This window comes from Exiguobacterium flavidum, assembly GCF_003344535.1.
In the GTDB taxonomy this organism is placed as follows: domain Bacteria; phylum Bacillota; class Bacilli; order Exiguobacteriales; family Exiguobacteriaceae; genus Exiguobacterium_A; species Exiguobacterium_A flavidum.
The window spans coordinates 217,309-230,738 of the sequence record NZ_QPKS01000001.1 but is presented as its reverse complement, the minus strand read 5'-3'; the positions used below and the strand labels follow the sequence as shown (position 1 = coordinate 230,738).

Below are 13,430 nucleotides of genomic sequence, written 5' to 3'. Positions count from 1 at the left end.
GCTACTACTATACTAGAAAGGGTGTTTTTACGCATGATGAAGATATCGACGAAGGGCCGATATGGTCTGACGATCATGATCGCGCTTGCGCGAGGGAGCGAAGGAAAGCCGCTCTCGCTAAAGAAAATCGCACAGATGTATGAACTGTCGGAACATTATCTCGAGCAGCTCATCTCGCCGCTCCGGAACGGAGGGCTCGTCAAGAGCATCCGCGGAGCGTACGGCGGATATCGTCTCGGACGTCCGGCAGATGAGATCACGGCTGGTGATATCATCCGCCTGCTCGAAGGGCCGCTCGTCGTCGTCGAAGGAGACAACTGTGACGAGACGACGAAACGGATGCTGTGGGATAAGATCCAGCAGGCCGTCGACCGTGTCCTTGACGAGACGACGCTTGAAGAATTGGCGAAAGAGGACGATACTGGCTACATGTTCTATATATGAGAGGTGCACAGATGAATTATTTTGACCACGCGGCGACGTCACCGATGCGCCGGGAAGTATTAGAAAAAATGATGCCCTACATGCTCGAGGAGTTCGGGAATCCGTCAAGCATCCACGGACAGGGGCGCAAGGCACGGGCGGCGATCGACGCGGCACGCCGTGTGATCGCGAAGGAGTTGAATGCGAAACCGAATGAGCTCGTGTTCACGAGCGGCGGGACGGAATCGGACAACTACGCCATCCTAGGCGCTGCGATCGCGAACGAAGACAAAGGGCGGCATGTGATCACGACGCGGATCGAGCATCACGCGGTCCTCCATGCGTTCGAAGAGCTCGAACGCCGCGGATTCGAGGTGACGTATCTCGACGTGCCGGAGAGCGGCGTACTGTCGTTGTCTGCGCTCGAGCAAGCGCTCCGGACCGATACGATCCTCGTCTCCGTCATGTTCGCAAACAACGAGGTCGGAACGATTCAACCAATCGAACAGATTGGCAGACTTCTTAAGGAGCGAGCTATCCTGTTCCACACGGATGCCGTACAAGCCTTCGGCAAACTCGAAATCGATGTCGACACGCTCGGAATCGATCTGCTGTCGGCATCGGCGCACAAGGTCAACGGACCTAAAGGGGTCGGATTGCTCTACATTCGGAGCGGTGTCAAGGTCGCGCCGCAGACGTTCGGCGGCGAACAGGAACGAAAACGCAGGGCCGGGACGGAGAACGTCCCTGGCATCGCCGGGTTCGCGGAAGCCGTCGTGCTCGCTTCAGGCGAACGGGAAACCGTACAGAATCAGTTCAGCGTTCTTCGGCATCAGTTGTTGACGGTACTCGACGAAAACGGCGTACGCTACGAGGTGAACGGGACGGACGGCTTACAGCACGTCATCAATCTCTATTTCAGTGGAATCGAGATCGAGCCATTCCTGATCATGCTCGACATGCGCGGATTCGCGGTCTCGAGCGGCAGCGCATGCACGGCCGGTTCAATCGAACCGTCGCACGTCCTGAGCGCGATGTACGGGGAGCAGGAGCGCACGCGCCAGTCTGTCCGGATCAGCTTCGGTTACGGCAATGATGCTTCTCAAGTCGAACTGCTCGCACAGGCGCTTTCGGATGTCGTAAAATCGTTTCAGGTGAAATCGGAAATTTGAGGTGAAGTGAAATGAACACAAGAGCAAAGGCACCAAGCGAGACGACGGTCGTCGTCGGCATGTCCGGCGGCGTCGATTCGTCCGTGACGGCGCATATATTGAAGGAACAAGGTTACAACGTCATCGGGATCTTCATGAAGAACTGGGACGATACGGACGAGGACGGCTTCTGTACGGCGACGGAGGACTATGAAGATGTCATCGCGGTCGCGAACCAGATCGGTATCCCGTATTACGCGGTCAACTTCGAGAAGGAATACTGGGACAAGGTGTTCACGTATTTCCTCGATGAGTACAAGCAGGGCCGAACGCCGAACCCTGACGTCATGTGCAACAAGGAGATCAAGTTCAAGGCGTTCCTTGACCATGCGATGCGCCTCGGGGCGGATTTCGTCGCGACCGGGCACTATGCGCGTGCCGTCTATCAGGACGGGGAGCATAAACTGCTGCGCGGCGTCGACAACAACAAGGACCAGACCTATTTCCTGAACCAGCTCTCGCAGGAACAAATCGCGAAGGCGATGTTCCCGATCGGTCACATGGAGAAGTCCGAGGTCCGGAAAATCGCGGAAGAGGCAGGCCTTGCAACCGCGAAGAAGAAGGACTCGACAGGCATCTGCTTCATCGGGGAACGGAACTTCAAACAGTTCCTCGGACAGTACCTGCCGGCGCAACCGGGTGAGATGAAGACGCTCGACGGCAAGGTGATGGGTAAGCATGACGGACTCATGTACTACACGATGGGGCAGCGCCACGGACTCGGCATCGGCGGCGACGGCGATCCATGGTTCGTCGTCGGGAAGAATCTTGACGAGAACGTGCTCTACGTCGATCAAGGATTCCATAATCCGCTGCTCTACTCGGAAGGTCTCCTTGCTTCGGACGTCAGCTGGACGACGGCTGCGCCTGGCACGGAATTCCGTTGCACGGCGAAGTTCCGCTACCGTCAAACCGACTCCGGCGTGACGGTACGTGTGCTCGAGGACGGACTTGACGTCCGCTTCGACGAACCGCAGCGCGCCATCACACCGGGGCAAGCCGTCGTCTTCTATGACGGCGACATCTGCCTTGGCGGGGCAACGATCGATCAAGCATATAAAGCGGGCGAAGTGCTCGCATATCTGGCGTGAAGGTGGGAAACTGATGGATTTCAATGAACAAGGCTTCAAACATTTAGAGGCGGGCGAGATGGAACTTGCCGCAAAAGCATTCACGGATGCGATCGAGGCTGACCCGAAAGACCCGACAGCTTATGTCAACATGGGGACGCTGCTCCAGTCGATGAACGACGCGGACCGGGCCCTGCGCTTCTACGACAAGGCGCTCGAACTCGATCCGACGTTCGCGAGTGCCTATTACGCGAAAGGTGCGCTCTACTACGCAGCCGGTCTGTTCGTCGACGCGGAAGCTGCACTTCGGACGGCGCTCCTGAACGGCCTCGATGACGCTGATCTGCACTTCATGCTCGGCATGACGTACCAGCAACTCGGTGACCCGGTGCGCGGCTTGCCGCGCCTTGAACGGGCGACGGAATTGAACGCCGTCGACGTCGAGATCGCGTTCCAGTACGGTCTCGCGCTCGCGCAAAATGAGCAGATCGAGGAAGCGGCGGAAGTGCTCGAACAGGTATTGCTGCTTGACGAGCAACATACGGACGCCCGCTACAACTATGCGATCGCGCTCGCCTTCCTTGGACGGCAGGATGAGTGCTACGCGGAGCTTGAAACGGTACTTGCTTATCAGCCTGAACACCGTCTAGCGCGTGACGCGAAAGAGAAGATGGACCACCTGCTTGGTGATAACTGAACGTTTTTCCGACGACCGGACTCATGGGCGAAATTGCTCATAGTACCGGTCGTTTTTTTAACAGGAAAAATGCGGAAATAAGCGAATACAGTTAGGACGAGCTAAAGAAGGTGGGGTCAATCATGTACACAGTCGAAGAGAGAGATACGTATTATACGAAAACGATCCAGATGATCGAATCGGTCGAACAAGTCGAAGGCATCGTCCGAATCGGGTCGGGTGTCGCCGGATACAAGGACCTTTACTCGGACATCGATCTGATGGTCGCGGTCCATTCCGGCGAGGAGTCGGAAGCGGCGAAGAATGCGATCAGGCAAAGCCTAGACGCGTTCAAGCCGGTTTACGTGAAGGAAAAACTGTTCAAGGCGAACGTCTTTTTGCTGATCGTCTTCCTTGAGGACGGACTCGAGTTCAACATCTCGATCGTGCCGACGGAGCTGCTGTCGGTCCGTTCCCCGCTTCATCAGGTCGTCTCGGATAAGACGGGCAGGGTGTCAGAAAAGATGCACGAAGAGGACGAAATGTTCCGCGGACAACCGGATCGCTATGAGACAGGGGACATCGTGTTCGAGTTCGCGTTTGCATCGCTCGCCCTTCGGAAGGAATTGAGGCGGGATAACCTGATCTATCCGCTCCGCCTGCTCGAGAAGATGAGGGAATATGCATCGATGATCCAGGTGTTGAATGAAGGGAAGAAGCTGCATCAGTTCAAGGCATACGAAACGCTCGACCCGGAATTCATCCAGTCCTATCTCGCGACGTATCCTTCTGAAATCACGCGCAAAAGTCTCGAGGATGCCGTTTCTCTCGTCGAACGGCTGTTCATCGAGACGGTCGGAAGGAGCGATACCTTCACACTTGATGACGACTTGGAGAAGGTGTTGCAAGGCTGAAGCAATAAGACGCAGAGCCCGGTATGGACTCTGCGTCTTATGGTCGCCTAATAACGGACCGGACGGATGACGCGCAAGGGAGGACCGGAGAAATCCCGGTACGCTTCATCCATGTTCTTCGTATAGAGTTCGATTACGTTATGCTCCGTATCCTTGAAATAGGCGGACCGTTCCTTGACGTTCGACGTCTCCTGTTCGTCCCAGACACGTTCCTTGACCGGGATGGCGCGCGCCTGAAGCAAGGCGACGGCCTGTTCGAACGCGTCCATCTCGACGAAGAAGGCACAGTGGACGTGAGCCCCTCCTTCATCGAAAAGCGTCTCCCACTCCGTGACGGGCTCCGCCTTCTCTTTTGCCTCGTCCGGCGTGAAGTCGCGCTTCAGCCAGAGGCCGAGACGCGTGTTGCCGCCGATGTAGAGCCATGTCGCCCACGGCCCATTCTGCGATTCCTGCGCCTCGCTCGGTTCAGCGTCGTCCGGTGCCCATTGCTCGACGACCGGGATGCCAAGCGTCCCATTCCAAAACGAGACGGCACGTTCCATGTCTTCGACCTCGAGTACGAGTTCGCACAGTCCTGCAATCGGTAGTCGTTCCATCGTTCATCCTCCTCTTCCGTTTCATCCGTTAGTTTCCCCGATACAAAAACGTTGAAACGAATGCTATCATGGAAACGAGAGAACTAAGGAAAGCAGGTGGAGGCATGGAGCACCCACATCATGTCGTCGGGCGCGTCAAACGCGTGCTCTTCTCCTCCGAGGAAGAAGCGCATTCGATCGTCCTGGTAGCGGTCAAAGAGAAGAATTTCGAGTTGAAGGAGACGGAGCTCGTCATCATGGGGACGGGCGTCGGGATCGAGCTCGGCGGGACGTACCAGGCGTTCGGCCATTTGGTCGAGCACCCGCGCTTTGGCAAGCAGCTGAAAGCGGATATGATCCGGCGCTCCGTCCCGATGACGAAGCAGGCGGCAGCCCGTTTCCTGACGAACGGGACATTCACGGGCATCGGACCGAAGACGGCGAAGAACATCGTCGAAGCCCTCGGGGACGACGCGATCGACGTCATCCTCAGGGACAGCAAGGCGCTGGACCGGGTGCCGGGTCTCAAGCAGAAACAAGCGGACGTCATCTTCAGCCGGCTCGCGACGCTCTACGGCGTCGATCAGCTGATGTTGTTCTTGTCTCCGTTCGATGTCACGCCGAAGCTTGCCGCGAAGATCTATGCGGCGTATGAAGGCGATGCGATGGCGCGGATCCAGGAGAACCCGTATTCGCTCATGTACGAGGTGAACGGGATCGGCTTCAAGACGGCCGATCAGATCGCAGCCCATCTCGGACTGATCGGGTTGCATCCGGAGCGGATCGCGGCGAGCGTCATGCACATCCTTGAACAGGAGGCGGGCGAAGGACATGCCTTCGCGACGGTCGAATCCTTGCTCGAGCGGGCACCGCGCCTGCTCGGGGAGGACCCTGGCGAACGGCTCGAACAGGCGATCGAGCTCTTGCTGGCGGAAGATAAGGTCAAGCTCGAAGAGGGATGCCTCTACTTGCCGATGATCTATCATGCCGAGGTCAGAGGTGCGAAGGAGCTCGCGCGCGTCATGGCGAGCGGAACAGAGCAGGAGGTCGATGTCGCGACCGTGCTGAGTGCGATCGGGACGCTCGAGGAGCGCTTCGGGATGGAGTACGCGGCACAGCAGCGTGAGGCGATCGAACTTGCCGTCAAGGCGCCGCTGATGGTGTTGACCGGTGGACCGGGGACAGGGAAGACGACCGTCATCAAAGGAATTCTCCATGCGCTCGAGGAGATACACGGCTGGCCGATCGAGAAGAGTGCCGTCAAGGCAGGTGAGGTCTATCCATACGTCCTCGCCGCTCCGACCGGACGTGCTGCCAAACGCCTCCAGGAGGCGACCGGCGTGCCGGCGATGACGATTCACCGATTGTTGAAGTATGACGGGACGAACTTCCAGATGAATGAGGACCAGCCGATCACCGGCAAGGTGCTGATCGTCGACGAATCATCGATGATCGACATCTACCTGCTGTCGAGCCTGCTCCGTGCTGTACCGAGCGGGATGAAGATCCTGTTCGTCGGCGACCGTGACCAGCTGCCGTCTGTAGGACCGGGGCAAGTGCTCGCTGACTTGATGGACACGTCAGGCATCCCGGTCGTCCGGCTGAACGTCGTCCACAGGCAGGCGGAGGACTCTTCGATTCTCCGTCTCGCCCATGACTTGAAGAACCGGACGACGTCGAGCGACCTGCTCGCTGCGTTGCCGGACCGCCGCTTCTACTCGGTCCCTCCGCAAGGCGCGATGCAAGGAATCGCCGGTTTCGCAGCGAAGGCGCTCGAGAAGGGCTATTCGAAGTTCGACGTCCAGGTACTCGCGCCGACGTATAAGGGACAGGTCGGGATAGATGAACTGAACGTCGCGCTCCAGGCCGTCTACAACCCGCCGGAAGCGAAGAAGCGCGAAGTGAAGCAAGGAAACCGGACATATCGCCGGGGCGACAAGATCCTCCAGCTCGTCAACAATGCCGAGGAGAATGTCTATAACGGTGATATCGGTGAAATCGTCAACATCTTCTTCGCGAAGGAGAACGTCGACAAGGTCGACAAGATCATCGCCCGATTCGACCAGACGGAGGTCGAGTACAACCGGAGCGACTGGGACCAGTTCACGCATGCCTATGCCATCACGATCCACAAGGCGCAAGGCTCGGAGTTCAAGGTCGTCCTGATGCCGGTCTTCTATACGGGAGCGTTCAAGAACTCCCGGAACCTGATCTACACGGCCGTAACCCGCGCGAAGACCAGCCTGCTACTGTTCGGCGATCCCCGTGCCTTTCACAAGGCATCGCAAGAGGAGGAGCCGAAGCGCCGGACCCGGCTCGTCGAGCGATTGGGGGGAAAGACGTCTTGACGTTTCCTTGTCTGTAAGCGATAATCAAAGGCAGATGAAATGAACGCGAAAACGTCGATGGATCCGAGTACGATGAATGGACCGTGTCAAGAGAGAGGTGCCTGGGCTGGAAGCATCTTCACGGGACGCATCGGAAGCTAATCCGGAGTCGGGTGCAAACACTCGCGGCTGATCCCCGTTAGCGGATTTTCGAGGCGACGCGTATGCGTCGCGAACGAGGGTGGTACCACGAAGCGATGCTTTCGTCCCTTTACCAGGGCGGAGGCATCGCTTTTTTGCGTTCGAAACTAATTCCAATTGGGGGTAATTTACATGAAACCGTTAAAAGCATTGACTGGCGCACAGATTCGCCAGATGTATCTCGACTTCTTCCAATCAAAAGGCCACTCGGTCGAGCCGAGCGCTTCACTCGTCCCGATCGACGATCCGTCGCTTCTTTGGATCAACTCGGGCGTCGCGACGCTCAAGAAGTATTTCGATGGTCGCGTCATTCCGGACAACCCGCGCATCGTCAACGCGCAAAAATCGATTCGGACGAACGACATCGAGAACGTCGGGAAGACGGCTCGCCACCATACGTTCTTCGAGATGCTCGGGAACTTCTCGGTCGGCGACTACTTCCGTGAAGATGCGATCAAGTGGGGCTGGGAACTATTGACGAGCGATGAGTGGTACGGTCTCGATCCGGACCGCCTGTCGGTCACGATCCATCCGGAAGACGACGCGGCTCGCCAAGTCTGGCTCGGGCTCGGCGTACCGGAAGATCGGATCATCCCGCTTGAAGACAACTTCTGGGAGATCGGTGAAGGCCCGTCCGGCCCGAACACGGAAATCTTCTTCGACCGCGGTCCTGAATTCGGCGACGACCCGACGGATCCTGAACTCTATCCGGGCGGCGAGAACGAGCGCTACCTCGAGATCTGGAACATCGTCTTCAGTCAGTACAACCATGACGGACACGGCAACTATACGGAGCTGCCTCGTAAGAACATCGATACAGGGATGGGGCTCGAACGGATGGCAAGCGTCTTGCAGGACGTGCCGACGAACTTCGATACGGACCTGTTCATGCCGATCATCCGCAAGACGGAAGAAATCAGCGATCGTAAATACCGTGTGGATGCGAAAATCGATGTCGCGTTCAAGGTGATCGCGGACCACATCCGGACGGTCGCGTTCGCGATCGGTGACGGAGCGTTGCCTTCGAACGAAGGCCGTGGGTATGTCCTTCGTCGCTTGCTCCGCCGTGCGGTCCGTTACGCGAAGATGCTCGGTATCGAGCGTCCGTTCATGTTCGAGCTCGTCGACACGGTCGGCTCGGTCATGGAAGACTTCTACCCGCAAGTTCCGGAGAAGGCTGACTTCATCAAACGCGTCATCAAGAACGAGGAAGTACGCTTCCACGAGACGCTCAACGACGGTCTCGCGATCCTCAGCACGGTCGCGCAGAACGCGAAGGCGAACGGCGAGACGCAAATCAGCGGCGAAGACGCATTCCGCCTGTATGACACATACGGCTTCCCGCTCGAGCTGACGGTCGAGTACGCGGAAGACCATCACATGAGCGTCGACGAGGACGGTTTCAAACGGGCGATGGACGCACAGCGTGAACGTGCTCGTTCTGCCCGTGAGGAGTCGGGGTCGATGCAACAGCAGTCGGAAGTGCTCGCGACACTCAAGACACCAAGCGAGTTCATCGGCTATACGCATCTGTCGACTGAGGCGAACATCTCGGCACTTCTCCATGGCGGAGAGCTCGTCGAAGAGGTCGGAGCAGGCGAAGAGGCGCAACTCCTCCTCGACGTCACACCGTTCTACGCAGAGAGCGGCGGCGAGGTCGCAGACACAGGAGTCATCGAAGGACCGGACTTCATCCTTGACGTCAAGGACGTCCAGAAGGCGCCGAACGGACAGAACCTTCATACGGTCGTCGTCCGGACGGGCGTCGCGACGCTCGTAAACGTCAAGGCGACGGTCGATTCTTCTTCCCGCAAGGCGATCACGAAGAACCATACAGCGACACACTTGCTCCATAAGGCGCTGAAAGACACGCTCGGCACGCACGTCAACCAGGCAGGATCACTCGTCTCGGCGGACCGCCTCCGCTTCGACTTCTCGCATTTCGGTGCGGTCACGGCGGACGAACTCGCTCAAATCGAACGTGAAGTCAACCAGGCGATCTGGGACTCGATCGAGGTCGATATCGAGGAGATGAACATCGCGGACGCGAAAGCAAAAGGCGCGATGGCACTGTTCGGTGAGAAATACGGTGAAACGGTTCGTGTCGTCTCGGCTGGGACGTATTCGATCGAGCTTTGCGGAGGATGCCACGTCTCGAACACGGCTGAAATCGGACTCTTCAAGATCCTGTCTGAATCCGGTATCGGGGCAGGGACACGCCGCATCGAAGCGGTCACAGGGGCAGGCGCTTACCGCGTCATGAACGGTCATCTCGAGACGCTCGAGCAGACGGCGCGTCTCCTTAAGACGAAGGCGAGCGAAGTACCGGTGCGCGTCGAGGCACTCCAGGCGCAACTCCGCGAGACGGAGCGGGCGAACGAGTCGCTCCAGTCGAAGCTTTCGAACATCGAAGCGGCTGCGCTTACGGAAGCTGTAGATGAAATCAACGGAGTCAAACTTCTCGCGAAACGCGTCGACGTCTCCGACATGGACGCTCTCCGCGGCATGATGGACGAGCTCAAGGCGAATCTCGGGTCGGCCGTCATCGTCCTCGGCAGTGCGCAAGGAGACAAGGTCAACCTCGTCGCTTCGGTCTCGAAGGACTTGAACGAACGCGGATTCCACGCAGGTAAATTGATCAAGGAAGTTGCGACGCGTTGCGGCGGAGGCGGTGGTGGTCGTCCGGACATGGCGCAAGCCGGCGGAAAAGATCCTGCGAAATTGAACGAAGCTCTCTCGTACGCTTCACAATATGTCCAATCACTGGCATAATAGAGTGGAGTGTAAATGAAAGAGGTGAAACGGTGTGAGCCAGATGGATCAAACCATGAAATTCAATTTCCCAGAAGATGAGAGCAAGACGGCTACGCGTGAAGTGTTGCTGACTGTCTATCAAGCTTTGGAAGAAAAGGGATATCATCCTATCAATCAAATCGTAGGTTATCTGCTTTCCGGAGACCCTGCTTACATCCCTCGTCATAACGATGCACGAAATCTGATCCGCAAGATCGAACGGGACGAGCTGCTTGAAGAACTCGTCAAGTCCTATCTGGCGGAGAGTGGAGACAAGAAATGAAACGAGCAATGGGGCTCGATGTCGGGACGAAGACGATCGGTGTCGCGGTGAGTGATGCGATGGGCTGGACGGCGCAAGGCGTCGAGACCGTCAAATGGGACGAACCGGATTACGAGACCGCCTTCAAACGACTCGACCAGTTAGTGAAGCAGTACAACGTCGAACTCATCGTCATCGGTCATCCGAAGAACATGAACGGGACGATCGGTCCGCGCGCGGAAGCGAGCGAACAGTTCGCCCGGGAAATCGGACAACATACCGGACTGGAGACGAAGCTCGTCGACGAACGGTTGACGACGATGCAAGCAGAACGTATGCTGATCGACGCAGACGTCAGCCGCAAAAAACGTAAACAGGTCATCGACAAGATGGCTGCCGTTATGATCCTGCAGACACATCTGGATCAAGCGGGACGTATGTGAGGAGGTTCGATGATGGAAGAAAAGCGCCATTATCTCATCCCTGATGAAGAAGGGGGAGAACACCTCTTCGAAGAATGGTACAGATATGACAGCGAACGGACCGGGAAGACGTATGTCTTCCTCGACCGTGTCGGTCAAGAGGAAGAGGGAGAAGATGATCTGATCATCTGCGAACTCGACGAATTCGGAGAAGGCGAAGATGACTTCGACCTTCATCCGATCGATGAAAATGACGAACAGACTTGGGATGAACTCGAGTCTGCACTAAAGGAGCGAATCGACCATGCAACAGAATGAACCAACCCGCTATCTGATTCCAGACGGCCAAGGAAACGAATTCGAATTCATCGAGAAGTTCCGTTACGACAGCCCGCGTTCGAACAAGACCTACATCTTCCTCGAGCCGATCGGTGAGGACTACGACGATGCTGAGGAAGTCGACATCTTCGTCTACGAACTCGACGAGTACGGCGAAGGCGACGACGAGTTCAACCTCGTCCCGATCCCGGAAGACGATGCTGAGACTTGGGATGAGATCGAAGAAGTCTTCAACACGATCGAAGACGAACTGGAATAAGCGAGTCCGCTATAATATGAGGTGGCACGGAGAGGGTACCCTCTCCCGTGTCACCTTATTTTCAGGGCAGGGGAGGAAAAGATGGAGAACGAATGGAAGCACAACGCCGACGCGCAAAACGACCGCCGGCGAATCTCGCGCCGTATCACCCTCATCATCGTATCCGTCATACTGGCAATCCTGTTGACGGCAGCCGGTGTCGGATACGTCTTCTTTAAAAATGCGCTTGCTCCAGTCGACGAGAGCTCGACGAAGTCAGTAAAGGTCGAGATTCCTCTTGGTGCAGGAACGAGCACGATTGCGAACATCCTGAAAGAAAAAGGCCTGATCGCGAACGAGACGATTTTCCGTTACTATGTACGCTATAAGAATGAATCAGCCTTCCAGGCCGGGACATATGCATTGTCGAAGGCGATGACACCGGATGAGATCATCGGCGAGTTGAAGACGGGTACCGTCATGAAGGCCGCCGACGTCAAGATGACGATTCCTGAAGGCGTGACGATGACGCGTCAGATCGCGATCATCTCGAAGGCGACCGGCTTCAAGGCGGAAGATATCGAGAAGACGCTGACCGATGAAGAATACATCCAGTCCCTCGTCGACCGTTACGAGATGTTGACTTCTGAAATCCAGAAAAAGGGCGTCCTCTATCCTCTGGAAGGATACCTCTATCCTGCGACGTATGAGTTCGACAAAGGAAAGAGCGTCACGGAAATCGTCGAGTCGATGCTTGACGAGATGGAAAAGGTCTACTCGGAGAATCAGTCTGAAATCGAATCTTCCGGCATGACGTTCCATGAAGTCCTCTCGCTCGGCGCGATGGTCGAACGTGAGGCTGCCACACCGAATGATCGCCGTGAAATCGCAGGCGTCTTCAAGAACCGTCTCGATACGGGCATGAAACTTCAATCGGATCCGACGGTCTGGTACGGAACGGGACGAAACACGGCCCTGACGACGCTTAAGGATCTCGAGAACGAATCAAGATACAACACGTATAAATACGAAGGGATCCCGATCGGACCGATCGCGACCGTGAGCAAGGACTCGATCATCGCTGTCCTGAATCCGAATAAGACGAAAAATGTCTACTTCTTCGCCCGGCCGCCTAGCGAAAAGAATCCAAACGGACAGATCCTCTATGAAGAGACGTATGAGGCCCACCAGCAGAATGTGGTCAAATACAAACCGGAATGGGTAGAGTACGAAGAGAACAAGAATTTGTAAGACGGGTTGGCTCACGGCGCGCAGTTCGCGTCTCTGAGCCAACCTTGTTATGTGGAAAGGAATGAATGGCGTGCCTGAAGACTATACAGCGTATGTCGAGAACATGATCCCGACACGCGATCCGCTTCTTTCGGAGATGGAAGCATACGCCGCGGAACATCATATCCCGATCATCGAACTGACCGGTTCTGAGGTGCTGTTGTCGCTTCTTTCGCTGCAACGGCCAAAACGGATACTCGAACTCGGCACAGCAATCGGCTACAGCGCCATCCGGATGGCAAAAGCACTTCCGGACGCGCACATCACGACGGTCGAGCGGAATCCGAAGCGATTTGCGGAGGCAAAAGAATTCATCAGCCGTTCCGATGTCGCAGACCGGATTGACATCATTTTCGGAGATGCAGTAGAATTAGCCGAAACCTTAGAGGGAGAGTTCGATGCGGTCTTCGTCGACGCTGCCAAGGGACAGTATAAGAAGTTCTTCAACGGCTATGGGCGACTTGTGCCAATAGGCGGAGTTCTTTACACGGACAATCTGTTCCTGCACGGCGATGTGCTCGAAGAAGACCCGAAAGTGTTCGACCGGCGCAGACGCCGTCTCGTGCGTCTCGTCAAGGAATTCACGGTCTGGGTGATGGAACAGGATCGATACAGCACGACGATTTTTCCGCTTGGAGACGGCCTTGCCGTCAGCCGGAAAATCAAGGATTGAAATGGAGGAAAAGAAC

General features: G+C 56.5%; 14 protein-coding genes. 13 read left to right on the top strand and 1 reads right to left on the bottom strand.

Annotated features, from left to right (window positions below):
* Positions 1 to 36 precede the first annotated feature (36 nt).
* The 5 genes from cymR (at position 37) to DFG60_RS01120 (ending at position 4,294) form a co-directional block, all read left to right on the top strand.
* Positions 37 to 444, top strand: coding sequence for a cysteine metabolism transcriptional regulator CymR (gene cymR / locus DFG60_RS01140; protein WP_157964465.1), 408 nt, complete (start codon positions 37 to 39; stop codon positions 442 to 444).
* An 11-nt stretch (positions 445 to 455) separates the two neighbouring features.
* On the top strand, positions 456 to 1,595 hold the full coding sequence (locus DFG60_RS01135; RefSeq protein ID WP_114570018.1) for a cysteine desulfurase family protein: 1,140 nt from the start codon (positions 456 to 458) through the stop codon (positions 1,593 to 1,595).
* 11 nt (positions 1,596 to 1,606) lie between these two features.
* Complete coding sequence (gene mnmA / locus DFG60_RS01130; protein WP_114569884.1) at positions 1,607 to 2,725, top strand: tRNA 2-thiouridine(34) synthase MnmA; 1,119 nt, start codon at positions 1,607 to 1,609, stop codon at positions 2,723 to 2,725.
* A 13-nt stretch (positions 2,726 to 2,738) separates the two neighbouring features.
* Positions 2,739 to 3,401: a tetratricopeptide repeat protein gene (locus DFG60_RS01125; protein WP_114569883.1), complete on the top strand. Its 663-nt coding sequence runs from the start codon at positions 2,739 to 2,741 to the stop codon at positions 3,399 to 3,401.
* 122 nt (positions 3,402 to 3,523) lie between these two features.
* A complete protein-coding gene (locus tag DFG60_RS01120) occupies positions 3,524 to 4,294 on the top strand; it encodes an aminoglycoside 6-adenylyltransferase (RefSeq protein WP_114569882.1) in 771 nt (256 codons plus the stop codon).
* Between the two features lie 47 nt (positions 4,295 to 4,341).
* Here DFG60_RS01120 and DFG60_RS01115 read toward each other — a convergent pair whose 3' ends face one another.
* On the bottom strand, positions 4,342 to 4,890 hold the full coding sequence (locus DFG60_RS01115) for a VOC family protein (RefSeq protein ID WP_114569881.1): 549 nt from the start codon (positions 4,888 to 4,890) through the stop codon (positions 4,342 to 4,344).
* Positions 4,891 to 4,994: 104 nt separating this feature from the next.
* Between DFG60_RS01115 and recD2 the strand changes: the two genes are divergently transcribed.
* From recD2 to DFG60_RS01075, 8 genes are all read left to right on the top strand, one after another.
* A complete protein-coding gene (gene recD2 / locus DFG60_RS01110; protein ID WP_114569880.1) occupies positions 4,995 to 7,217 on the top strand; it encodes an SF1B family DNA helicase RecD2 in 2,223 nt (740 codons plus the stop codon).
* A gap of 312 nt (positions 7,218 to 7,529) precedes the next feature.
* Positions 7,530 to 10,169, top strand: coding sequence for an alanine--tRNA ligase (gene alaS, locus DFG60_RS01105; protein WP_114569879.1), 2,640 nt, complete (start codon positions 7,530 to 7,532; stop codon positions 10,167 to 10,169).
* Between the two features lie 34 nt (positions 10,170 to 10,203).
* Complete coding sequence (locus DFG60_RS01100) at positions 10,204 to 10,473, top strand: IreB family regulatory phosphoprotein (RefSeq protein ID WP_114569878.1); 270 nt, start codon at positions 10,204 to 10,206, stop codon at positions 10,471 to 10,473.
* Entirely contained in the window at positions 10,470 to 10,895 is a 426-nt protein-coding gene (gene ruvX, locus DFG60_RS01095; protein ID WP_114569877.1) for a Holliday junction resolvase RuvX, read from the top strand. The genes DFG60_RS01100 and ruvX overlap by 4 nt, the downstream gene beginning before the upstream one ends.
* A gap of 12 nt (positions 10,896 to 10,907) precedes the next feature.
* Positions 10,908 to 11,192, top strand: a complete 285-nt coding sequence (locus DFG60_RS01090; RefSeq protein ID WP_232818577.1) for a DUF1292 domain-containing protein — start codon at positions 10,908 to 10,910, stop codon at positions 11,190 to 11,192.
* Positions 11,179 to 11,472, top strand: a complete 294-nt coding sequence (locus DFG60_RS01085; RefSeq protein ID WP_114569875.1) for a DUF1292 domain-containing protein — start codon at positions 11,179 to 11,181, stop codon at positions 11,470 to 11,472. The genes DFG60_RS01090 and DFG60_RS01085 overlap by 14 nt, the downstream gene beginning before the upstream one ends.
* An 81-nt stretch (positions 11,473 to 11,553) precedes the next feature.
* On the top strand, positions 11,554 to 12,702 hold the full coding sequence (mltG, locus tag DFG60_RS01080) for an endolytic transglycosylase MltG (protein ID WP_114569874.1): 1,149 nt from the start codon (positions 11,554 to 11,556) through the stop codon (positions 12,700 to 12,702).
* 61 nt (positions 12,703 to 12,763) lie between these two features.
* Positions 12,764 to 13,414, top strand: a complete 651-nt coding sequence (locus DFG60_RS01075) for an O-methyltransferase (protein WP_114569873.1) — start codon at positions 12,764 to 12,766, stop codon at positions 13,412 to 13,414.
* The last annotated feature ends 16 nt before the right edge of the window (positions 13,415 to 13,430 follow it).

What these genes read in the sequence shown, in the direction of transcription:
- cymR (WP_157964465.1), top strand. Translation starts at nt 37, where the DNA reads ATGAAGATATCGACGAAGGGCCGATATGGTCTGACGATCATGATCGCG.
- DFG60_RS01135 (WP_114570018.1), top strand. Translation starts at nt 456, where the DNA reads ATGAATTATTTTGACCACGCGGCGACGTCACCGATGCGCCGGGAAGTA.
- mnmA (WP_114569884.1), top strand. Translation starts at nt 1,607, where the DNA reads ATGAACACAAGAGCAAAGGCACCAAGCGAGACGACGGTCGTCGTCGGC.
- DFG60_RS01125 (WP_114569883.1), top strand. Translation starts at nt 2,739, where the DNA reads ATGGATTTCAATGAACAAGGCTTCAAACATTTAGAGGCGGGCGAGATG.
- DFG60_RS01120 (WP_114569882.1), top strand. Translation starts at nt 3,524, where the DNA reads ATGTACACAGTCGAAGAGAGAGATACGTATTATACGAAAACGATCCAG.
- DFG60_RS01115 (WP_114569881.1), bottom strand. Translation starts at nt 4,890, where the DNA reads ATGGAACGACTACCGATTGCAGGACTGTGCGAACTCGTACTCGAGGTC.
- recD2 (WP_114569880.1), top strand. Translation starts at nt 4,995, where the DNA reads ATGGAGCACCCACATCATGTCGTCGGGCGCGTCAAACGCGTGCTCTTC.
- alaS (WP_114569879.1), top strand. Translation starts at nt 7,530, where the DNA reads ATGAAACCGTTAAAAGCATTGACTGGCGCACAGATTCGCCAGATGTAT.
- ruvX (WP_114569877.1), top strand. Translation starts at nt 10,470, where the DNA reads ATGAAACGAGCAATGGGGCTCGATGTCGGGACGAAGACGATCGGTGTC.
- DFG60_RS01090 (WP_232818577.1), top strand. Translation starts at nt 10,908, where the DNA reads ATGGAAGAAAAGCGCCATTATCTCATCCCTGATGAAGAAGGGGGAGAA.
- DFG60_RS01085 (WP_114569875.1), top strand. Translation starts at nt 11,179, where the DNA reads ATGCAACAGAATGAACCAACCCGCTATCTGATTCCAGACGGCCAAGGA.
- mltG (WP_114569874.1), top strand. Translation starts at nt 11,554, where the DNA reads ATGGAGAACGAATGGAAGCACAACGCCGACGCGCAAAACGACCGCCGG.
- DFG60_RS01075 (WP_114569873.1), top strand. Translation starts at nt 12,764, where the DNA reads ATGAATGGCGTGCCTGAAGACTATACAGCGTATGTCGAGAACATGATC.